The 22,738-nt window shown below is 39.6% G+C and carries 20 protein-coding genes; 15 read left to right on the top strand and 5 right to left on the bottom strand.

Annotation, left to right across the window (positions count from 1 at the left end; all coding sequences use genetic code 11):
- Positions 1-150 precede the first annotated feature (150 nt).
- Entirely contained in the window at positions 151-570 is a 420-nt protein-coding gene (locus tag CBM15_RS16335; RefSeq protein WP_008406458.1) for an HIT family protein, read from the bottom strand.
- A gap of 395 nt (positions 571-965) precedes the next feature.
- On the opposite strand from CBM15_RS16335, the gene CBM15_RS16330 reads away from it, so the two are divergent.
- Complete coding sequence (locus CBM15_RS16330) at positions 966-1,715, top strand: ABC transporter ATP-binding protein (protein WP_087618318.1); 750 nt, start codon at positions 966-968, stop codon at positions 1,713-1,715.
- Positions 1,699-2,877 (top strand): ABC transporter permease, encoded by a 1,179-nt coding sequence (locus CBM15_RS16325; RefSeq protein WP_087618317.1) that lies wholly within the window; start codon positions 1,699-1,701, stop codon positions 2,875-2,877. The genes CBM15_RS16330 and CBM15_RS16325 overlap by 17 nt, the downstream gene beginning before the upstream one ends.
- A gap of 64 nt (positions 2,878-2,941) precedes the next feature.
- Here CBM15_RS16325 and CBM15_RS16320 read toward each other — a convergent pair whose 3' ends face one another.
- From CBM15_RS16320 to CBM15_RS16310, 3 genes are all read right to left on the bottom strand, one after another.
- On the bottom strand, positions 2,942-3,469 hold the full coding sequence (locus CBM15_RS16320; RefSeq protein ID WP_087618316.1) for a chromate transporter: 528 nt from the start codon (positions 3,467-3,469) through the stop codon (positions 2,942-2,944).
- Positions 3,466-4,017: a chromate transporter gene (locus tag CBM15_RS16315; protein WP_087618315.1), complete on the bottom strand. Its 552-nt coding sequence runs from the start codon at positions 4,015-4,017 to the stop codon at positions 3,466-3,468. The genes CBM15_RS16320 and CBM15_RS16315 overlap by 4 nt, the downstream gene beginning before the upstream one ends.
- Before the next feature lie 122 nt (positions 4,018-4,139).
- A complete protein-coding gene (locus tag CBM15_RS16310; RefSeq protein WP_087618314.1) occupies positions 4,140-4,646 on the bottom strand; it encodes a Target of RNAIII-activating protein in 507 nt (168 codons plus the stop codon).
- 211 nt (positions 4,647-4,857) lie between these two features.
- Here CBM15_RS16310 and hemE point away from each other — a divergent pair, with 211 nt between their 5' ends.
- The 6 genes from hemE (at position 4,858) to CBM15_RS16280 (ending at position 12,203) form a co-directional block, all read left to right on the top strand.
- Positions 4,858-5,910, top strand: coding sequence for a uroporphyrinogen decarboxylase (gene hemE / locus CBM15_RS16305; protein WP_008406449.1), 1,053 nt, complete (start codon positions 4,858-4,860; stop codon positions 5,908-5,910).
- A 285-nt stretch (positions 5,911-6,195) separates the two neighbouring features.
- Positions 6,196-7,128: a ferrochelatase gene (gene hemH / locus CBM15_RS16300; RefSeq protein WP_087618313.1), complete on the top strand. Its 933-nt coding sequence runs from the start codon at positions 6,196-6,198 to the stop codon at positions 7,126-7,128.
- 12 nt (positions 7,129-7,140) lie between these two features.
- Positions 7,141-8,574, top strand: a complete 1,434-nt coding sequence (gene hemY / locus CBM15_RS16295) for a protoporphyrinogen oxidase (protein WP_087618312.1) — start codon at positions 7,141-7,143, stop codon at positions 8,572-8,574.
- 200 nt (positions 8,575-8,774) lie between these two features.
- Positions 8,775-9,266 (top strand): FixH family protein, encoded by a 492-nt coding sequence (locus tag CBM15_RS16290; RefSeq protein ID WP_087618311.1) that lies wholly within the window; start codon positions 8,775-8,777, stop codon positions 9,264-9,266.
- A gap of 86 nt (positions 9,267-9,352) precedes the next feature.
- Complete coding sequence (locus tag CBM15_RS16285) at positions 9,353-9,928, top strand: TetR/AcrR family transcriptional regulator (RefSeq protein WP_087618310.1); 576 nt, start codon at positions 9,353-9,355, stop codon at positions 9,926-9,928.
- Between the two features lie 88 nt (positions 9,929-10,016).
- Positions 10,017-12,203: a YhgE/Pip domain-containing protein gene (locus tag CBM15_RS16280; RefSeq protein ID WP_087618309.1), complete on the top strand. Its 2,187-nt coding sequence runs from the start codon at positions 10,017-10,019 to the stop codon at positions 12,201-12,203.
- A 304-nt stretch (positions 12,204-12,507) separates the two neighbouring features.
- On the opposite strand, the gene yhfH is transcribed toward CBM15_RS16280, so the two are convergent.
- Positions 12,508-12,633, bottom strand: a complete 126-nt coding sequence (yhfH, locus tag CBM15_RS16275; RefSeq protein WP_008406441.1) for a protein YhfH — start codon at positions 12,631-12,633, stop codon at positions 12,508-12,510.
- 139 nt (positions 12,634-12,772) lie between these two features.
- On the opposite strand from yhfH, the gene CBM15_RS16270 reads away from it, so the two are divergent.
- The 7 genes from CBM15_RS16270 (at position 12,773) to CBM15_RS16240 (ending at position 22,717) form a co-directional block, all read left to right on the top strand.
- Positions 12,773-13,765: a lipoate--protein ligase gene (locus CBM15_RS16270; protein WP_014822754.1), complete on the top strand. Its 993-nt coding sequence runs from the start codon at positions 12,773-12,775 to the stop codon at positions 13,763-13,765.
- Positions 13,766-13,921: 156 nt separating this feature from the next.
- The gene (locus CBM15_RS16265) at positions 13,922-14,626 is read left to right on the top strand and encodes a response regulator transcription factor (protein ID WP_087618308.1); all 705 of its coding nucleotides are present in this window, start codon (positions 13,922-13,924) and stop codon (positions 14,624-14,626) included.
- Entirely contained in the window at positions 14,626-15,609 is a 984-nt protein-coding gene (locus CBM15_RS16260) for a sensor histidine kinase (protein WP_087618307.1), read from the top strand. Before CBM15_RS16265 ends, CBM15_RS16260 begins: the two co-directional genes overlap by 1 nt.
- Before the next feature lie 48 nt (positions 15,610-15,657).
- A complete protein-coding gene (locus tag CBM15_RS16255) occupies positions 15,658-16,431 on the top strand; it encodes an ABC transporter ATP-binding protein (RefSeq protein WP_087618306.1) in 774 nt (257 codons plus the stop codon).
- Complete coding sequence (locus tag CBM15_RS16250) at positions 16,403-18,337, top strand: FtsX-like permease family protein (protein ID WP_087618305.1); 1,935 nt, start codon at positions 16,403-16,405, stop codon at positions 18,335-18,337. Before CBM15_RS16255 ends, CBM15_RS16250 begins: the two co-directional genes overlap by 29 nt.
- 138 nt (positions 18,338-18,475) lie before the next feature.
- Positions 18,476-20,026 (top strand): fatty acid--CoA ligase family protein, encoded by a 1,551-nt coding sequence (locus CBM15_RS16245; RefSeq protein WP_087618304.1) that lies wholly within the window; start codon positions 18,476-18,478, stop codon positions 20,024-20,026.
- 717 nt (positions 20,027-20,743) lie between these two features.
- A complete protein-coding gene (locus CBM15_RS16240; protein ID WP_087618303.1) occupies positions 20,744-22,717 on the top strand; it encodes a S9 family peptidase in 1,974 nt (657 codons plus the stop codon).
- Positions 22,718-22,738 lie beyond the last annotated feature (21 nt).

Here is a 22,738-nt window from a genome sequence, read left to right as displayed (position 1 = left end):
ATCCAAATCTTTTTCCAAATCCATCTTCCGATAAACATTGGAAAGATTGTGGGAAAATGTACTAAAAGAAAAACCAGCATTTTCACTTATGAAAAAGATGCTGGCCATCGTCTCCTCGTACAATCATGTAGACATAACTGAGTGGAGCAATTATAAGTGTGATTTAATTTCCTCAGAAAGTGTTGAAAGCACATCTGGCGGGAATTCCTGTGAACGACCATTCCAGTTGACCACTAGTCCATCTTTTTCGTCATAGCGCGGAACGAGATGCAGGTGGTAATGGAAAACGGTTTGACCTGCTTCAGCACCATTATTATTAATCGTATTCATACCAGCCGGGTTAAAAGCAGCTTTAATGGCATTAGCAACTTTTGGGGCAGCAGCATATAAATTACGTGCCACATCTTCAGACATTTCAAATAGATCTTTACAATGTGTTTTCGGAATTAATAGTGTATGACCCTTTGTCAACGGGGCAATGTCCATGAAGGCAAAAGTATGCTCATCCTCATAAACCTTAATACTTGGAATTTCACCGGCAATTATTTTGCAAAATAAGCAATCACTCATCGTATTTCGCTCCTTTTTTATTTTTGATTTTCACCATAAGAAGTTAGAAAATAATGTTATTGTAAGTTGAAAGGTATACAGGGGGTCAGAATCCGTCGGAAAGTGTGCGCCCGCAATGAAAATTAACTGTACAACTCCAATTTATGGTGAACATACTATTATTTTTCTTTATTCTATCATAGATTATTTGGAAAACTACTTTCTTATATGAAAGAATTACTTTTAAACCCGTGTTAACGGGTCCTTCAACGCGTGGCGGCGGAGGCAGCATTTTCCGTAAAAAAATCCTCGCTGAATGAAGTTTCACTTTAAGTTCTTTGAATTGAGTGTTGCATTCAGTGTTCAATTTTATTCGCTTTTGATAAACTAAATTTTAGAAAAGAGGAGTGACGACTGTGACAATTTTACAACTGCAAAATGTAACAGGTGGTTATACGAGAAAACCTGTGATTCAAGATCTATCATTTGAAATTAACAAAGGAGAGCTCGTTGGATTAATCGGCTTAAACGGTGCGGGGAAAAGTACGACGATCAAGCATATTATTGGCACGCTCTTACCACGCTCTGGTGAAATCCGTTTAAACGGTGTGACGTTAAAAGAGAATTTGGACAAGTACCGGTCGAGCTTCTCTTATATTCCGGAAACACCCGTATTATATGAAGAATTAACATTAAAAGAACATTTACAATTAACGGCAATGGCATATGGTTTAGATGAAAAAACATTGAATGAGCGTTCTGAAGTTTTATTGAAGGAATTCCGTATGGAGAAGCGATTAAATTGGTTTCCGTCGCACTTTTCAAAGGGGATGCGCCAGAAGGTAATGATTATGTGTGCATTTTTAGTCGATCCAAGTCTGTATATTATCGATGAGCCGTTTGTCGGTTTAGACCCGCTCGGCATCCAGTCATTGCTTGACCAGATGGACGATAAAAAACGTGCAGGTGCTTCGATTTTAATGTCGACACATATTTTATCGACTGCAGAAAAACATTGTGACCGCATCATCTTACTTCATGAAGGACGTGTACGTGCACAAGGAACAATGAATGATTTGCGCAAAGCGTTCAATATGCCGACTGCGACACTGGATGATTTGTATATTGCAATGACAAAGGAGCAGGACAATGAACAGCATGCATAGTGTATGGGCTAAGCGCTTCGAGCATTACATCGGCGAAGTGATGAAGTATATGCGCTTCGTCTTTACAGGGCATATTGCGATTGTCCTTGTCTTTATCGCAGGGGCAGGGGGATATCAGTACAGTGAATGGCTGAAGGTCGTACAGCCCGATTTTCCGGCAGAATGGCTCATTGCCCTTGTGATCGGGTTCTTAGTTGCATTAAGTAGACCTGTCACATTGCTGAAAGAACCCGATCAAGTATACTTATTGCCGCTAGAAAGCCAAATGCCGAACTATTTCAAAAAGGCGATGAACTGGACGTTTTGGTCACAGCTATTGTTGCCGGTCGTTCTGTATATTATAACGATTCCGTTATTGAAAGAAGTTACGACACTTAGCGTAGGTGAAATTTGGCTTACGGCTCTATTTATCGCGGTTCTGAAATTTATTAATGTGCGCGCCGAATTTAATTACCGTTATGCAAATCGTGGGAATGCCGTACTAATGGACCGTTTCGTACGGGCAATCGTGTCGATTATCGGAATTCAAATGACATTGGCAGACGGTTTGATTGGCATCGTATTTCTCGTTATGATGGCTTATTATACAGTTACATTGAAGAAAAAAGTGCAGGATAATCCAGTACCTTACGAACATTTCATTAAGCTCGAGCAAAACCGGATGATGCGTTTTTACCGCTTTGCCAACTACTTCACAGATGTTCCGCATTTAAAAGGCTCTGTAAAACGTCGTGCTTGGTTGGATATTGCGTATAAAGCGATCAGCTATAAAAAGGAAAACACGCAAGCCTATTTAATTTACCGTACGTTTATCCGTACAGACGACCATTTTTATTTATGGGTGCGATTAACAGCAATTTCAGCTGTTGTAGCTATGTTTATTACAATTCCGTTTGTAACTTGGATTGTTGTCGGTGCTCTGGCATTTGCGACAACGCTTCAGCTTAAGTATGCACTTATGTCAGCAGGGGATTTCCGAATGGACATGCTTTACCCGATTCCCCGTAATACGAGAAAGCAGGCTGTTGCAAAATTGCTTCGTCAATTGAGCATTGTACAGGCTATTATTGTGACACTGTGTGCAGTAATGCAGCCACAGTTTTATTTCATTCCGGTTGTCATTATTGCAGTCAGTGAATTGACGATGAGAATGTCAAAATAAAAAATCGCTAACCCTACGTATGAGTTAAGTAGAGGTTAGCGATTTTTTTATTAACCAAGTTAAATTACAATAGAAATCCGCCAATTAATAATCCTGCGGCTATTACTATAATAGAAGGAACTTTGAATTTTTCCAGAGCAATATAGCTGCCGACAATCATTAAAATCGTTGGAATTAATTTATTTGATTCATAGGAAGACTTGGCGAAATCGAATGTTAATGTAATTAATAATACGGCAATTGCAGGTAATACAAAGCTTGATAACCGCATTACTTTAGGCGAATCTCTATATTTTTGTAGAAGATTCAAAAGTGTGATCATCAAAATCAGGGTAGGGGCTACTGTCGCAAATAACGCTATAATACCCCCTAAAATACCACCGACTTCAAAGCCGATATAACCCGCCATCTTCGTTGCGATAGGACCGGGCAATGAATTTGCCAAAGCAAGAAACTCACTGAATTCACTTTGCGTCATCCACTCATACCTGTCTACCACTTCATGTTCAATTAACGGGATTGAAGCAGGCCCGCCTCCGTATGCCAAAAGGTTCGGTATTAAAAATGCAATAAAAAGCTCCCAAAATATCATTGTTCGTTTCCTCCTTTATTTGGCAATGCCAGCGCCAATATTAAGAGGGAACCAATGATAATCCCAGGGTGGAGATCGAATACAACAATTGTTATAAAACTGAATATGAAAATAATTGCGCTGATTTTTAGACCTAAAGCTTTATGCGATTTCTTTAAAAAGTCAAATGCATAAATCCCCATCATCACTGTCACAATGGGTATGACGCCATTAGACATGTTGTTGATAAAGTCAGAGTTACTGAATTGGTTTAATGAATTTAATAATAAAATAATTAAAAGCACGGTAGGTATAACCGAAGCAAACAGAGCGTTAATTAATCCGAGAAAACCCCCTATCCGGTAACCAATATAGCCTGCCATCTTTGTCGCAATCGGACCGGGCAATGTGTTTCCAATTGATAACACATCAGAAAAATCATCATCTGTCATAAGTTTATATTTTTCAACCACTTCTTTATGAAGCAATGGAATGATTGTCGGACCTCCCCCGAATCCAAGAATTCCTGAAACAAAGAAAGCTTTAAACAACTGAATTTGTATTTTCACATAATAACCGCCTTTTGTTTAGTTAGAAGCAGAATAGTTCGGAAAACGAAAGATTTTCTAAATATGTATTATTTTATATAAAAATGCTACGAAAAACAATCGTAGCATTTTTTATAAAAGCATTATTCTTTTGAAGCTGCACTATATGTCGTAATATAGGATGATGAGTTAAACATCGACTGTAACACTTGTGTCGTGCCTTCAAAGATAGGGGCAAATGAAGTCTTATACTCATTGCTGCCTTTCCAAACTTCATAAGAAGCAGGCCCGCCCCATTGAATAATAAATAAATAGGTTTCTGCTTTAATCGGACGCAGTAAACGATAGGCAATTACAGCGTCATTGGAGTTCAAAGCAGGGATGACATCGAGAGCTTTTTTCTCGAAAACCGGGCTCTCATCTGACATAATGGGCATATTGAAAAAAGTATAATAGCCCTTTTGTGTAAACTGTCCATCTTGAGCAATGACTTCAAATTTGCGGGGTACTGCGAAAATAGATTTGTTCTCTGTTTCATGCAACACCACTGAATTACCATTTCCGTGTAATAAAATTAAAGGGTGCTGTGGATTTTTTGCAATTAAATTTTCCATATAGTCAGGTGTTCCTGAAGTTACATAAAAATTCATATGACTGACCTCCTTTACACTATTATTTCCATTTATAAAGATGTTCAAGCCATTTGTCAAAAAGTTCTGTAGCAGAAGAGACAAATTTATGACATTTATTCAAGAAATCTATACAAATATTTGTGAAAAGTTTATAGTCGATGATGGATATCAATGACGTTTTTGAGGTATAGAATAAAAAAGAATTTACTTTAAGGGGAAGAAATCAAAAATGATGAAATTTAATGACACATTATTACGTGCTGCTCGCGGTGAGCAAGTAGAACATACACCAGTTTGGTTTATGCGCCAGGCAGGCCGTTCACAGCCAGAATATCGTGAAATAAAAGAAAAATATTCATTAGAAGAGATTACAATGCAGCCGGAGTTATGTGCTTATGTAACGCATTTACCTGTTGAGCAATACAATGTAGATGCAGCGATTCTTTATAAAGATATCGTTACCCCTTTACCAGGAATGGGAATTGATGTAAAAATAAAAGCGGGGATTGGTCCGGTTATTTCAAATCCTATCCGTTCAGCTGCTGATGTGGAAAACTTACGTGAGTTCAATGCACAGGAGCATACACCTTACGTGTTAGAGACAATTAAAATGTTAACAACAGAACAGTTAAATGTTCCGTTAATCGGTTTTGGCGGTGCGCCGTTTACGCTTGCGAGCTATATGATTGAAGGCGGCCCAAGCAAAAACTACGCTAAAACTAAATCATTCATGGTTTCGCAGCCAAAAGCATGGTTTGCTTTAATGGAAAAACTGGCTGATATGATTATTGTGGATATTACAGCGCAAGTAGAAGCCGGTGCAAAAGCAATCCAAATTTTCGATTCTTGGGTTGGAGCATTGAATGTTGAAGACTACCGTATTTTTATCAAACCGACGATGACACGCATTTTTGCTGAATTGCGCGCATTGAATGTGCCGTTAATCCAGTTTGGTGTAGGTGCATCGCATTTAGTAAACGAATGGCATGACCTGCCAGTCGATGTAGTAGGTTTGGACTGGCGTTTACCGATTCGTGAAGCAGAAGCACGCGGCGTAACAAAAGCGGTACAAGGGAACTTGGATCCTACTTTATTACTGGCAGACTGGAACGTAATCGAAGCACGAGCGAAAGATATTGTCGATCAAGGTTTAGCGCATACAGGCGGACATATTTTCAACTTAGGCCACGGCGTCTTCCCGGAAGTAGATCCAGCTGTATTAAAACGACTAACTACATTTGTACACGAATACAGCCGCGAACAAATCGCAAAACGTTCATAATACAAATACTAATATAAATATGATTATTCACCGGTGAAGGTGAGAAAACTAGATAGATGAAAAGTTGATTGGAATGGAGGGGAGGCGACTCCAGCGGGAACAGCAAAATTTATTTTGCGACGAAAGCGAAGTGGCAGGAGCACCGACGCCTGAGACGTTCGTGTAAGGCCGTGCCCGCGGAAAGCTTCCGACCCGGAATGTAAATCAACCCCTTATTAAGATGAAGAATCTTTAATAACTTACTAAAAAAGAAACGTGTTAAAAAACATGCAGAGGTGAACTTACATGAAAGAAGTACGCGGTTTATTAGTAATGGCTTATGGTACGCCATATAAAGAAGAAGATATTGAACGTTATTACACACATATTCGTCATGGCCGCAAACCAAGCCAGGAACATTTGGACGACTTAACTGAACGTTACCGTGCAATCGGCGGTATTTCTCCGCTTGCGAAAATGACGGAAGCACAAGCCCATGCATTATGTGCACGTTTAAACGAAGTGCAGGACGAAGTGGAATATAAAGTATTTATCGGCTTAAAGCATATTGAACCATTCGTTGAAGATGCAGTAGAAGCAATGGTGAAAGAAGGTATTACTGAAGCGGTATCGATCGTTTTAGCACCACACTTCTCTACTTTCTCTATTAAATCGTACAATGGACGAGCAAAAGAAGCGGCTGAAAAGTTAGGTGGTACGTTAAATATCACTTCTGTTGAAGCATGGTATGACGAACCGAAGTTTATTGAATTCTGGAAAGATGCCGTGAATGGCGAACTGGCAAAAATGACAGAAGAAGAGCGCGCAAATGCTTGCTTAATCGTATCAAACCACTCGTTGCCGGAAAAAATTAAACTTGCAGGCGATCCGTATGAAGAACAGTTAGTCAAAACGGCACGTTTAATTGAAGAGGCTTCTGATATTGTGAACGTTGAAGTAGGCTGGCAGTCAGCTGGACAAACACCCGAGCCGTGGCTAGGACCGGATGTACAGGATTTAACAAAGGAATTATTTGAGCAAAAAGGTTATAAAGCATTCATCTATACACCAGTAGGATTTGTAACGGAGCATTTAGAAGTACTCTATGATAATGATATTGAGTGTAAAGTTGTATGTGATGAAATCGGTGCAAGCTATTATCGCCCGACAATGCCAAATACACATCCTTTATTCATTGATGCAATGGTAGATGCTATCAATAAAAAATTAGCGGAATAGTAGAGAGTGATGATGAGGGTGACTTTAAAAAGGAAGAAGGTTGTTATCGTTGGCGGTGGGATCACTGGTTTAACGACGGCATACTATTTACAGCAAAAAACGAAGGCGCATAATTTACCGATAGATATCGTGTTGATCGAAGCGTCACTACGTTTAGGTGGTAAAATCCATACTGTACGTCAAAATGGATATATTATCGAACGTGGGCCTGAATCGTTTTTTGATACAGGTAGCAGTGTCCGAAAGTTGGCACGTGATTTAAATATCGAACATGAGATGATTCAAAATAATTATGGTCGAACATTTATCGCAGTTGGTAGCAAGTTACACCAAATTCCGAGTAATATTCTGCTCGGAGGGTCACCTAAAATCCTCCCGTTTATGACATCGAATGTTCTATCTTTAATGGGGAAATTCCGTGCAGCAGGAGATTTGTTGTTGCCGAAATTACCGCATGCTGCAGACGAACCGATTAGTGAATTTTTCAATCGGCGCTTTGGTAAAGAAGTGGTAGAAAATTTAGTTGAGCCGGTGTTAGCGGGTACTTTTGCAGGCGATGTTGACCATCTTAGTATGCAATCGATGTTCCCGCAGTTTTATCAGTTGGAAAAAGAATATCGCAGCTTATTGCTCGGTATGAAAAAAACCGGAAAAGGTATTTACGCGCTCGTAGATACGCCAGGTGAACTACATTACGAATCATTTGAAAATGGATTGGAATCCTTAATTGAAACATTGGAAAAAACTTTAACCGATGTAACGATTTTAAAAGGATTGAAAGTGAATTCCATTGAAAAAAATAATGATGATACACATCTTGTAGAATTGAATGATGGGACGTCGATTCAAGCAGATAAAATCGTCGTAACGACACCGTTTAATGTAACAAAAAAAATCTTTCCGGACTCAATGACAATGATGAAAGTTCCGGATATGAATTATGCCACAATTGCCACGGTTACGATGGCATTTGAAAAAGGTTCGATACAGAAATATGAAGATGCACTTAACTTCTTCGTTTCACGCAATAGTCATTTTGCAATTACAAGCTGTACGTGGAGTCACCGGAAATGGGATAATGTGTCACCAGATGGTCAGGAACTACTTAGAGTGTACATTGGCCGTGTAGGGGACGAATCGATTGTAGAGCTGTCCGACAGTGAAATTGAAAAAATTGTATTGCAAGATTTAGAGCGGGCAGTGGGGTTGAATGCCCAGCCGCTACTGACAACAGTTGCCCGCTGGAAAGAAGCAATGCCTCAATATACAATTGGTCATGAATTGCGCATGTCTACTATGAAAGAACAGTTTTATCAAGAGTTTCCGAATGTCTTATTAACAGGAAGCTCCTATGAGGGGATTAGTATTCCGGACTGTGTATTGCAAGGGAGAAATACTGCCGAGCAATTACTCAACCAATTTGCCGAGTCAAAAGTAGCAATGTAATAATTCAATAGACTAATTGAACAGAATGCTGTATTAAAAGTGAACCGCTTTTAGCAGCATTTTTATTTGGATAATTTTTCAATGGTTCACAAATTTACCTTAATTATAGTATGCATCTGCACGTATTTTTTAGTACGCTAGTAAGGATGGGAAAGATTGCATTAAAATACATAATAGTTAACAGGATGGGAGATTTAACGATGAAAAAATGGTTTTACAGTTTAGTAGCAGTCCCTTTTTTATTGGCAGCATGTGGCGATGACCCTGAAGTGGAAACACTTGATACTGCCGAGGTGCCGGCAATCGTCGAAGTAGATATTCAAACGGCAGAACAGTTAAACGTAGGGGAAACGATACAGCTATCTGCACGTGTTACTCAAGAAGAAGAAGCGGTAAATGATGCAAAAGAAGTGAAGTTTGAAGTATGGGAATCCGGCCTTCGCGATGAAGGGGAGATGCTGGACGGGGAACTGACTGAAGACGGGATCTATGTCGCTGACTATGTATTTGACCATGATGGCGTATACTATATGTTTGCCCATACAACGGCGCGCGGCATGCATGTGATGCCCAAACAGGAGCTAATTGTTGGCAACCCTGATATGAGCAAAGTGCTGGAAGATACAAGTTCTAATTCGATGGAACACGATGAAAAAGATACTGAAGAAAAAGAAGAAGATCATAACCATTAAATATTGCAATATGAGAAAAACGGTGTATAATAGTGACTGAATGACCGAAGTGTTATTTTGGTCACTTTTTTTGAGGAGGTGGATTTATGGATCGTCGACATGAAATTTTAATAGCTGCTACAAAATCCTTTACATTATTTGGGTATAAAGCAACAACGATTGAGCAAGTTGCTAAGATTGCAAATGTAGGGAAAGGGACTATTTATACTTTTTTTAAAAATAAAGAAGAGCTGTTTCAGGAAGTTGTATTCCATTTAATCGGTGAAATGAAGCGCGAAACAGATCAGCTAATCGACGCAAACGCTAGCTTTATGCAAAATGCCCATACAGCATTAATGAAAATGCTGCAGTTCCGTGAGCGTCATTTACTGTTTGCCAAATTAATAGAAGAGGAAACAGCACTGGGCACTCCTGAAGTACAGCAAATGCTGTTAAAAATCGAGTCGGAAATTATTTCTTACGTCTCGATGCGTATTCGTAACGGCATTGCAAAGGGTGAGGTCATTGAATGTAATCCTGAGCATGTAGCCTTTTTATTGTTTAAATCGTATTTGGCTTTTATTGTAGACTGGCAGTTGACACATAATGAACCACTCAACGAACAAGAAATTCTGACATTATTCAGCGAAACCATTTTCCGTGGTTTGGCAAAGAAAAAGTAGTAGTCACTTCCTGGTGAAGTGGTTTCTTTTTACCATGAAATGACCAATTGACGATATTGGTCATATAGTTTTAAAGGAGGAAATTAGTGTGATAAAAGCAGAATGGCTGAAGATTTTTAAAACAAAAAAAATGCTTATTTCAGTTATTGCCGTTCTTTTTGTTCCCGTTATGTACAGTGGGATGTTCTTATGGGCATTTTGGGATCCATATGCCAATTTAAAGAGCTTGCCGGTTGCCGTTGTCAATGAAGACAAAGGGGCTATGATGGATGACGAAACAATGGAGCTCGGTCAAACATTGGTCGATAAGCTGATAGATAGCGAGCAATTCCAGTTTGAGGAAGTTGATGCAAAGGAAGCGGACCAAAAATTATTGGATCAAAAGTATTATATCTTAATTAAAATTCCGGAAAACTTTTCTGAGCATGCAACTACATTATTAGATGACGAACCACAAAAATTGGTTATTGATTATATTCCAAATGAAGGCTTCAACTTTTTAGGCGCACAAATTGGTGAAACAGCAATGGATCGCATTAAAGCAGAAGTAAATACACAAGTTTCAGCAACATATGCCGAAAAATTATTTGATTCCATTACACAACTTGGTGACGGTTTTGCCGAGGCAGCAGATGGAGCAGGGGAGCTAGATAAAGGTGCCGCGAAGCTGGCGGATGGCGCTGATGAGTTGAAAGGCTATTTAGAACAATTGGCATCAAGCTCTGTTGAATTATCCGATGGTACTGACACTTTAGTTACCGGTGCTAAAAATGCTGCGAAAGGTGCTGCCGATCTGGCGGCAGGTGTAGCAAAAATTGCGGATGGCAGCGGCCAACTTGAAACAGGAGCAAAATCTGCAGCAGATGGCGCCAATACATTGCAGCAAGGTATTGAAAGCTATACTGATGGTGTTGCACAAGTAGCAAACGGACAAAAGGATCTTACATCCGGTCAGGCGAGCTTAGCTGAAAACCTGAAATTATTAACACAAGGTACAGCGAATATCGATGACAAAGTAAAAGCGCTGGCAGATGGTTCAGCTAATGTAGCAGGCGGTATGGATCAGTTGGCAAGCCAACTTGAAGCGATTTTACCTATGCTGCCTGAAGAAAATCAAGCAGCTTTAAAAACCGCTCTAGGGCAGCTGCAAGAAGGCAGTAAACAAGTAAGTGGCGGTTTAAGCCAGCTGCATGCAGGAACAAATGGATTGGACGATAAAATCGCGGCAATCAGTGAAGGTGCAAGTAAATTAAATGCAGGGCAACAACAAGTAACTTCAGGTGTTGCACAATTGCAGCAAAATTCAGCACAGCTGATAGCAGGTGCCAATTCATTAGCACAAGGCAATACGACAATTGCCGGAAAACTAAATGAACTAACAGCAGGTGCATCAAGTGCGGCAACTGGCGCCAACACATTAGCACAAGGTTTGAACACATTAGTGGATGGTTCGAATAAATTATATGACGGTACGAGCTTGTTGGCAGAAAAGTCAGGTGAGTTGGCACAAGGTTCTACTACTTTAGCGGATGGTACGAAAGAGTTGAAGGATGGTACGACAACTTTATCTGAAAAGTTGACGGAAGCAGGCGAAAAAGCCGCTGTAAATCCGACTGAAGATACGTACAATATGGTCGGTTCTCCAGTGGAAGTCGAAAAAGATTCAGTAAACCATGTACCGAATTATGGTACAGGTTTTGCACCATACTTTATTTCTTTAGGATTATTCGTTGGGGCATTATTAATTTCGATTGTATTCCCATTTGTTGAACCAGCCGTTATCCCGAAAAACAGTGCAAGCTGGTTTGTAAGTAAAGTAACTGTATTAATCGGTGTTGGATTGGTGCAATCATTTATAACGATTGCAATTGTCGTTTGGGGGCTTGGACTTGAGGTAAATAATATGCCGCAATTCATTCTGACAACAATTATAACTAGCTTTACATTTTTAGCTATGGTTCAATTGCTTGTGTCTGTGTTTGGTGATCCAGGACGATTTATTGCCATCGTCGTGTTGATTCTTCAATTAACAACAAGTGCAGGGACATTCCCGATTGAGCTAGTACCAGAGCAATTGCATTTCTTCAATAAAATTTTACCGATGACATTCTCTGTACAAGGCTTCAAAGCAGCCATTTCAACTGGTGATACATCATTCCTAATGTTTAACTGGTCGATTTTAGGTGCAGTTATGATTTCATGCTTAGCAATCACGTTCGGTTACTTTGCATTGCTTTATAAAAAACGTTATTCAAAACAACATACAGAACTATAAAATGAAAAAGCGTGGATCCGGGTTTTTCCCCTGAATCCATGCTTTTTTTATACAGAAAAAACCACGGCCATTAAGCAATCTCGTTCGCGTTCTGTGCGCTTCTATACAGATGCCGTTATTCAAAAGTACAGGAAGCTTAATCTTTATAGTTGTAACCATAAAAAAACGATTCGCTATTTAGCGAATCGTATTTTTTATTGTAAACATTGAGCGGGGTTTACAATAAAAATGTAAGCTATTATAGGTTCATCCTAGTCCTAAGATGAAGGTTGTCAGTAATACGAATTAAACAGTGTGTAAAGAATTAAAGAGAGTTACATTTATCACAATTGTTGCTGTAGCACTCGCTTTGTTCTTCGATTTTATCACCGCATTGAACGCAAATTTTATCAGGTAAATTCTTGAAAAATTCCACTACGTTTTCTAACATTGTGCATGCCTCCTTTAAGTTTCTGTTATACTACTTCTGTTTATATATTGTATTGTATTATAACAGATTTAATTCGTCAACACAAAATGCCTAATTTAAGTTAAAATATAAATGGACGATTTTTGAAGGAGTGAGCCTCTTGTATTTTATCGATAATAAAGGAATTACAGATCCGCGTATTAACCTGGCAATAGAAGAGTATATATTGAAAAACATGGATATTGAAAAGGATGATTTTTTACTGTTTTATATTAATCAGCCTTCGATTATCATCGGAAAAAATCAAAACACGATCGAAGAAATCAACACAGATTACGTTGAAGAAAATGGAATCCTTGTCGTACGTCGTCTTTCCGGAGGTGGCGCAGTTTACCATGATTTGAACAATCTGAATTTCAGCTTCCTGACAAAGGATGACGGCAACAGCTTCAGCAACTATAAAAAATTCACCCAGCCTGTTGTTGATGCACTTGCAAAACTGGGGGTTAATTCAGAGCTTTCAGGCCGTAATGATATTTTGGCTGAAGGGAAAAAGGTTTCGGGCAATGCCCAATATTCAACGCGCGGCCGCATGTTCAGTCATGGGACACTAATGTTCAATCTGGATATTGATGCTGTCGTGAACTCACTTAAAGTAAAACAGGACAAGATCGAATCAAAGGGAATTAAATCAGTTCGCTCGCGTGTTGCAAACATCATTGATTTCCTTCCAGAAAAAATTACAGTAGAAGAGTTCCGTATGGAAATTTTAAAATCTATTTTCGGTGGCGAGGAAAATATTCAATACTACGAGCTTACCGAAGAAGATTGGGAAAACATCCATGAAATTTCAAAAAACCGTTACCAGTTATGGGAGTGGAATTACGGAAAATCACCGCGCTTTAACATTCAAAAAACGAAGCGTTACCCTTCAGGAAGCTTGGATATTCGCTTAGAAGTGAATAAAGGTGTTATTGAAGAGGCGAAAATTTTCGGAGATTTCTTTGGTGTCGGTGATGTAGATGAGGTCGCTGAATTATTGGTCGGGACGAAATATGACCGTGCCGCAATTGCAGAAAAGCTGAAAGATATTGAAATCCCGGTATACTTTGGCGGGATCACGGAAGAGGATTTCCTACATCTAATTTACTAGCAGCTGCTGTCAATCACCATGAACGTAATAGAGAGTGTGAAAAGGGAGGCTCCTGTTTTCGGGAGCCCCCTTTTTTTGATACAATGGAACAATATGAACAAATAACTTATGTAGGGATAATTTAGTTGAAAACCTATTGAAAAGGAGGTCATTCAGATGGAAAAACATCGAATTTTCATCGTTGAGGATGATCCTAAAATAGCTGCACTACTCGCAGACACATTGAGAAAATACCAATACGAAGTCGAAACGATTAAAGACTTTGATTCATTAATGGATCAATGCTTAGCGTTTTCTCCTCATATAATTTTACTGGATATTAATTTACCTTCCTATGATGGGTACTATTGGTGCCGTGAGTTGAGACAATATACGAAATGTCCGATTTTATTTATTTCGGCTCGCTCGGGTGAAATGGATCAAATATTTGCATTGGAAAACGGCGGAGATGACTTTATTACGAAGCCGTTTAACTATGAAATTGTACTTGCTAAAATTCGCAGCCATTTGCGTCGTACATATGGAGAATATTCTGCAAGACAGGAAGAGCGGAAAATTGTACAAGGACAGCTAACATTGTATTTGGAACGGATGGAACTTCAATTGAAGGAGCTCGTCGTTCCGCTTCAAAAGAAGGAATGTGTCATTTTAGGATTATTGATGGGACAAGCGCCAAAAGTCGTATCACGTGAACAGCTGTTGGAGGAATTGTGGGATGATCAGGCATTTGTTGATGAAAACACGTTAAATGTAAATATGACGCGTGTTCGGAAGAAGCTGGCCGATTATGGCATTTCATCTGTTATTGAAACAGTGCGCGGCGCAGGGTATCGCTTTTTATTGAGCTCGGAGGAAATGTAATGGCGATCAAATTATTTGTGAAGGAAAATCTTTCCTACCTGATTTTTCAAATCGTCCTAACATTATTTTTACTTTCTTTGTTTTGGCTAGATGGATTTCGCAGTGTCACGACCGCCATTTATGCGATAGCGATCAGCCTTCTGTTAATCGTCTCATTTTTAGTTGTGCGCTATATGTTGAGGCGCCGTTACTTGGCGAAGATTTCCACGTTGCCGCAAACGATGGAAGATGCGCTTCAAAAGAATGCGAAAACAACGGAATATATGGAGACTGAGCGTTATTTGCATGAGCTGTACAAATTATATCAGCATGAAGTACAGGCGCTTTATGCGACCCAGTCCAGACAATATAAGTTTATGAACCAGTGGGTACATCAGATGAAAACACCCGTCTCGGTTTTGGAGCTTTTACTGCAGCAGGAAGAAGAGCTTGATAAAAAAAGTGTGCAGGAAGAAGTCGAACGTTTGAAGCGCGGTCTTGAAATGGTTTTAGTGAATGCACGTTTGGAAAACTTTTCGGATGATATGCAAATCGGAAAAGTACCGCTGAAATCGGCGATTATGTCTAATGTGAATGACAATAAACGTCTGTTTATCGCCAATCGGGTATTTCCGGAAGTGAAGATCGATGAGGAATTAATCGTAATGAGCGATATAAAATGGCTGAACTTCTTAATTGGACAGTTCATTACAAATGCAGTCAAATATACATTTGAGCCGAATAAGAAATTGTATATTACGGCGGAACAAAAAGAACAGCATGTCCATTTATTCATTCGTGATGAAGGAGTCGGCATCCCTAAATCTGATTTACCCCGTGTAATGAAACCATTCTTTACCGGTGAAAACGGCCGGAAAACTGGAGAATCTACCGGCATGGGACTCTATATCGCAAAGGAGATTTGTGATAAGCTCGGACACCAGCTTTTGATTACATCGGAAGTTGGGAAAGGTACACAAATTGAAGTGATTTTTCAATCATGAAGTATTACTATTGATTGAAAGAAACAGACTTGGTTAAAAGGAGTTACTATGTCTATTTTACAAATACAAGATGCAACGAAAGTATATGAAGGAAAAGTGACGAAGCGAGCGCTCAACCAGCTAAGTTTTGAAGTGGAAAAGGGTGAGTTTGTCGCAATAATGGGTCCATCCGGCAGCGGGAAAACGACGTTGTTGAATATGGTATCCATGATTGATACGCTGACATCAGGCGAAATTATCTTTAACGGGATGAAACCGCAAAAGCTTAATAGTGAGGAACTTGCTTATTTCAGACGCCGTCAGCTCGGTTTCGTCTTTCAGGACTTTAATTTGCTGCCGACATTGACGGTCGAGGAAAATGTTATTTTGCCGCTGACAATTGATGAACAGCCGATATCTGTCATGGAGGAACGTCTGCAATATTTAAGTGAACTGCTCGATTTAACGTCAATTTTAATGAAACGTCCGTATGAAATTTCAGGTGGACAAGCCCAAAGAACAGCAATTGCACGTGCACTGATCCACCATCCGATGCTCGTTTTAGCAGATGAGCCGACAGGAAATCTAGATTCGAATGCATCACGTGAAGTGTTGGAGCTTCTGGCAAGAATGAATAAAGAAAACGATACGACGATTTTGATGGTGACACATGATCCGATTGCGGCGAGTTATTGCGATCGAGTTATTTTTATTAAAGACGGCGAGTTTTTCAATGAAATTTATACAGATGATCGTCGCCAAACATTTTTCCAGCGCATTTTAAATGTATTAAGTTTATTAGGGGGACATGTAGGTGACTTTTCTTCAATTCGCTTACCGTAACGTTTTCCGGAATTTCCGTAACTATGCCGCCTTTTTTATGGCCAGCTTTTTTAGTGTTTTTGTGTTCTTTATTTATTCGATGCTCATGTTCCATCCTGAAATCGAACGCGGTTTTTTAGGGGAAGTATCGATAGCCGGAATGGTTTTTGCTGAAATCGTTCTTGTGCTGTTTTCATGGTTTTTTATTTTTTACTCGATGCGTGCCTTTTTGGAAGCGCGATCTAAAGAGTTTGCGATATTGCTTCATCTTGGCATGGACCGGAATCAGCTAGGAAAACTGATCATCATCGAAACAATGACGATTGGAATTTTCTCCTGTATATCCGGTATTGTTTTCGGATTCGCTTTTTCGAAATTCTTCTTTATGATTGTCCGTGAAATTTTAAACTTAAATGCATTACCGCTCTATTTATCATGGGAGCCGTTTGTGCTGACATTATTCGTTTATTTAAGCGCATTTGTTGTCATCTCGACGTTGAGTACCCTGTTTACCCCGGACATTAAAATACGGAATTTTATAAGAGGCCCGAAGTTTGTCGATGCTGCAGTGACCTATTCAAAGCGCAATGCCATTTTAGGAATCATCCTCATTTTATGCGGATACGGTCTTGCACTTATTACAACGAAGTCATCTATTTTTTCATATACATTACTGATTCCTGTTTTCGTGACATTGGGGACCTATTATTTCTTTACGGATACGACGCTTTATATTATTGACCGGTTGAAGGGACGAAAGCAGTTTTACTGGAAAAAGGCCCGCATGCTGGCGATTGCCGAACAAGTGCAGATTTTACGTTTCAACTCACGCATGTTTTTCATTGTGACACTCGTCTCGACACTTGCCTTTTTAACGGTCGGCGTTTTATCGGCGATGTCTTCCTATACATCACAATATGACAAGATCAATCCAATCGGCCTAATCTATAAAGGGGAAATGGATAATCCTTATGAAATAGAACATATTTTATCGGTCATTGATGAGCTTGAATTTAATGGAATCAGTTATCATATGACACGCTTTACGGTCATGCGCCAAACATCATCGTATACATCGAATCCGGTGGAAGTTTTCCGGGAAACGGATATTAACCATCTGCTGTTTTCGTATAAATACCCGCTCGTGAATTTAAAAAGCGGGGAAGCAATGTTCATCCCATATTCGGAAGATTCGATTGAAAAGCTGGAGAAAACGGAAGTAAAGACGGTGCTAAAGGAAAATAATGTGGACCTGACGATTAACAGTGTATACCCGAAAATGTTTTTCCCGACGGCTATTATTAGCAGCAACTCCATTATCATTAGTGATGAAGACTTTGAAAAACTGACAAATGAGTTTGAAATGTCGCCATATGTTGAGCCTGGCTATCATTTATTTACATTTGATATCCCTAACTGGACCGAAACGGAAAATATCGGAATCGATATTCAGCAGATGGTCGCCCGCGATTATCTGATCAACAAAAAATATACGTTACCGTTTTATTTTGAAAATGCCGGATTAAATTATTCTTATATATTAGCTACGTATTCTTTATTAACACTCATCGGTATATTAGTAGTAGCTGTATTTCTACTTGCTTCCGGAAGTTTCGTTTATTTCAAAATCTATGCCAACTTGGATCGTGAGAAAAAACAGTTTGATATGCTCGTTAAAGTAGGGTTGAGCGGAAAAGAACTGAAACGCCTTATTACGAGAAATTTAATGATTCAATTTTTCCTGCCGTGGGGTTTAGCCTTTGTACATAGTGCATTTGCGTTCTATGTTGTGCAAACCGTATTGAATGATGTGATGAATTTATCGATTGTAAAAGAGGTCGTATTTTCATTTACAATGTTTGCCCTTATTCAAATTGTTTACTTTTTCTTAATTCGCTGGCGTTATATTTCACATGTACGCGGTTGAGTTTAAATAGAGAAAAAATGATTTTAGTACAATATTTGTGAATAAGCGAGATTTTCATATTGTTTTATTAATATACTTATTCTATAATGCTAATAGAGTGAATATTTTTTCATTTTACGCAATAGGGGGATGGGTGTATTGAATTTAGTTGAAAAGGTAAGACAACAAGCTTTCGAACAACCAGAAAAAACAGCGTACTACTTTTTAGGTAAAGGCACATCTTACGGTGAATTGGAGCAATCTGTTGCACGATTTGCAGCTGCTTTGGAAGATTTAGGTGTAAAAAAAGGCGATCATATCGCGTTTTTATTAGGTAATACACCGCATTTCATCATCAGTTTATACGCGTCAATGCGTATTGGTGCTGTGGCAATTCCGATTAATCCAATCTATACAGCAGATGAAATTTCATACATCATACAAAATGGTGATGTAAAAGTTGTTATCGCACTTGATTTACTATTACCGCTTGTGGAAGCAGGGGTGCATAGATTCCCACAAGTAGAACAATATATCATTTGCGAAACGACTGAAGACATCGGTGAAAAGTATGCCGCGCTTTCAGATGAGGCGAAAGAAAAAACGAAGCTGTTTTCACAAGTATTAGCAACAACAGCACGTACAACGGATCCAGTAGAAGTAGCGCCTGATGATACGGCGATTATTTTATATACTTCCGGTACGACAGGTCATCCGAAAGGTGCCATGCTGACACATAATAATTTATTCTCAAATGCAAGAGATATTGGCGATTACTTAAAAATGACATCAGAAGATCGTATTGTGGCAACATTGCCGGTTTTCCACGTCTTTGCATTAACGGTCGTTGTGAATTCACCGTTAACACGAGGTGCAACGATCTTATTAGCGCCACGCTTTAGTCCGGGAGAAATTTTTGAGTTAATTTCGACGTATAAAGCAACAGTATTTGCGGGTGTTCCGACAATGTACAATTTCCTTTATCAATATGACAAAGCGAATGTTGCTGCATTCTCAACAATTCGTTTAGCGATTTCAGGCGGTGCTTCATTACCTGTATCATTGCTACATAACTTTGAGCAAAAGTTCAATGTACGAATTTCTGAAGGATATGGATTATCTGAAGCTTCACCTGTTACTTGTTTCAACCCAACAGACCGTGAGCGTAAACCAGGCTCAATTGGACAATCGATCAGCAATGTTGAAAATAAAGTGGTCGATGAAAATGGGGATGAAGTGGGCGTTGGGGAAGTAGGCGAGCTAATCGTACGCGGACCGAATGTCATGAAAGGCTATTACAACATGCCTGAAGAAACTGCTGTAGCGATTCGCGACGGCTGGTTATATACAGGTGACTTGGCAAGAAAAGACGAGGAAGGTTACTTCTATATCGTCGACCGCAAAAAGGATATGATAATTGTAGGCGGTTACAATGTTTACCCACGTGAAGTAGAAGAAGTATTGTTCTCACATGAAGGGATTGTGGAAGCGGCAGTAGTAGGCTTCCCGGATTTGGACTTTGGTGAAGCGGTACATGCCTATGTTGTTTTGAAGGATCCTTCATTAACAGTAGAAGCAATTCGCGAATTTTGTGCAGACCGTATTGTGAAATACAAAGTACCGACTGTCATCGAAATTTTGGACGAGCTGCCAAAAAACACTACTGGTAAGATTCTGCGCCGTTCTTTAAAAGAAATAGCAAGAACATAATATTCCAGCACCTGCCATACGTTGTGGCGGGTGTTTTTTAAAATGGAAAATAAGGTGACGGTTGTTATTGGCGGGCTAAGCACAAAAGTCACCAAGCCATGTTGCACATGTCTTTGCGACTTTTCTTCGTGCTTTTTGAAACGCCCGCCAATCATAAAGTTCCGGTATTTCCATCGTTACTTATATCGGGAGGCGCTGTGCATTCGCAAGGCGCCTTACGTACTCATAGGGATATGCCTTCTTTTTAAGGAAGGGAAATTATTTTTTTACCGTTTCAAGGGCTATTGATTTTTATAAAGAAAGATGAACTTTGTGCGTAGAACCGGAAAAAATGTGCTTCTGCGGTGGCCGCAACAAGTTGCGACCATCCTCGGCGCAAATAAAAATAGTGCATCATGAGGCATGCACTATTTTTATTGCCTACCACTGTAAGCGCCGACTATAGAGCGTAACGGTTTAGAGCCGGACACTATTGATTTGGCGGGAGTCCCAAGCCGCAATGCGGGTGCTCCTGTCGCTACGCTTTCGTCGCAAAGCCTAACTCGCATAAAACGGAATGCGAGTTAGGCTTCCCCGCCAAAATAAACCGGAACTAAATAAGAAGCCCTATGAGAAGAGGACTTAAACTTTTATTCTTATATATTTATATTTTGAAATTTCAAATAAAAGATGGTACATTGTTATTACGGAAATCGAAATAAATGAAGAGGTGTTTTAATGACAAAGTATATGACAAAAGAAAGCTTATTCGAAATTCAATCCATTGCAAATCCGGTACTTGCGCCAAATGAGCAAGAGGCGGTATTTATTCGTACCCAAATCAATGAAAAAGAGAATAATTACAATACCCATCTGTTCCACATCGACCTGGAATCAGGGGAAATAACGCAATGGACTTACGGCAATGAACGTGTCTCAAGCCCACAGTGGTCAACAGACGGCAAACAAGTCGCATTTTTAGTAAAACGCAATGAAAAACAGCAACTATACATATTAAACCGTCGTGGCGGGGAAGCACAGGAAATTACGACACTTCCAAATGGCGTCAATTCATTTTTATGGAGTCCTTGTGGTAAGAAAATTTGGATCACAAGCACAGTAAAAAAAGGGTTGGACATTACGAAAGAGGAAGAAAAAGAAGATACGAAATTCCCGAAAGCCTATGTCGTAGACAAAATGAAATACAAAGCAGATAGTGTCGGGTTATTGAAGCAGGACCGCTATTCACAAATTGCTGCTGTAGACTTGGCAACAAAAGAAGTGAATACTTTTACAGAAGGAAATTATTCACATAGTCTACAAGGCATTTCACATGACGGGAAAACATTGGTGATCGGTGTGAATCGTGAAGAAAATACGGATAATGTATTCCGTACACCGCTTTATCTAGTAGATGTAGAAACGAAAGAAGAAACAGTACTAATTGAGGAAGATGGCTACTTTGGTGGTGCTGATTTTTCATTTGATGACCGTTATATTGCATTTGGCGGTTCGGATCATACATTCAGAAATGCAACACATGGCCATGTCTATATTTATGATACAGAAACGAAAACAACACAAAAGCTGACAGAGATGCTGGACTTGCCTGTTGGTGATTATGGTGTTGCAGACATTCAGCAAGGTGTATCGGCCCCATCTGTAATGTGGACGGAAAACAATGATTTGTATTTCCAAGTATCTACACAAGGGGATATTCGCTTATATTATGCAACGTTAGAGGGCGCACTTTATCCTGCGTCACCTGAAAATGAGCATGTATATGGCTATGCAATCTTTAAAAACGGCAACCGTGCATTATTGACGGTATCCAATGGAACATTCCCTGGGGAGCTGTTTGACTTTGATATTACAACAGGTGAGCGCGAGCAGTTAACAACATTTAACGAAAAGTTTTTAAATGAGACTACGCTGTCAGAACCGGAAGCGATTTCGTATACATCAAAAGACGGTTTGACTGTACATGGCTGGATTATGAAACCTGCACAGTATACAGAAGGGGAAAAATATCCATTAATTGTTGAAGTACACGGCGGACCGCATACTTTATATGCGAATACGTTTTTCCATGAGATGCAGCTATTAGCAGCGAAAGGATATGGTGTGCTTTATGTGAACCCACGAGGCAGTCATGGCTACAGCCAGGAATTTGTTGATGGCGTGCGCGGTAATTATGGTGATGGAGACTATGAAGATATAATGGCTGGTGTTGATTATGCACTCGAAAATTATTCATGGATTGATGAGTCGCGTTTAGGGATTACTGGCGGAAGCTATGGCGGCTTTATGACGAATTGGGTTGTTGGTCATACGAACCGCTTTAAAGCAGCTGTTACCCAACGGTCAATCTCAAACTGGATCAGCTTCTATGGTGTATCGGATATCGGTTATTATTTCTCGGAATGGCAAATGCTCGCAGATATGAATGATGTGGAAAAACTGTGGCACCATTCACCATTAAAATATGCGGCTAATGTGGAAACACCGCTGCTTATTTTACACAGTGAACGTGATTTCCGCTGCCCGATTGAGCAGGCAGAGCAACTTTATATTACGCTTAAGAGCATGGGCAAAGAGGTCGGTTTCGTCCGTTTCCCTGAATGTGATCATAACTTATCACGTACAGGTATCCCGAACTTACGATTAGAACGACTTGAGCAAATTACAGGCTGGTTTGAGAAATATTTATAAAATACAAACAGGGTGTCCCAT

This window comes from Solibacillus kalamii (assembly GCF_002174535.1).
Lineage (GTDB): Bacteria > Bacillota > Bacilli > Bacillales_A > Planococcaceae > Solibacillus > Solibacillus silvestris.
The sequence above is the reverse complement of the archived record's forward strand: the minus strand, read 5'-3'. Positions and strand labels throughout refer to the sequence as shown.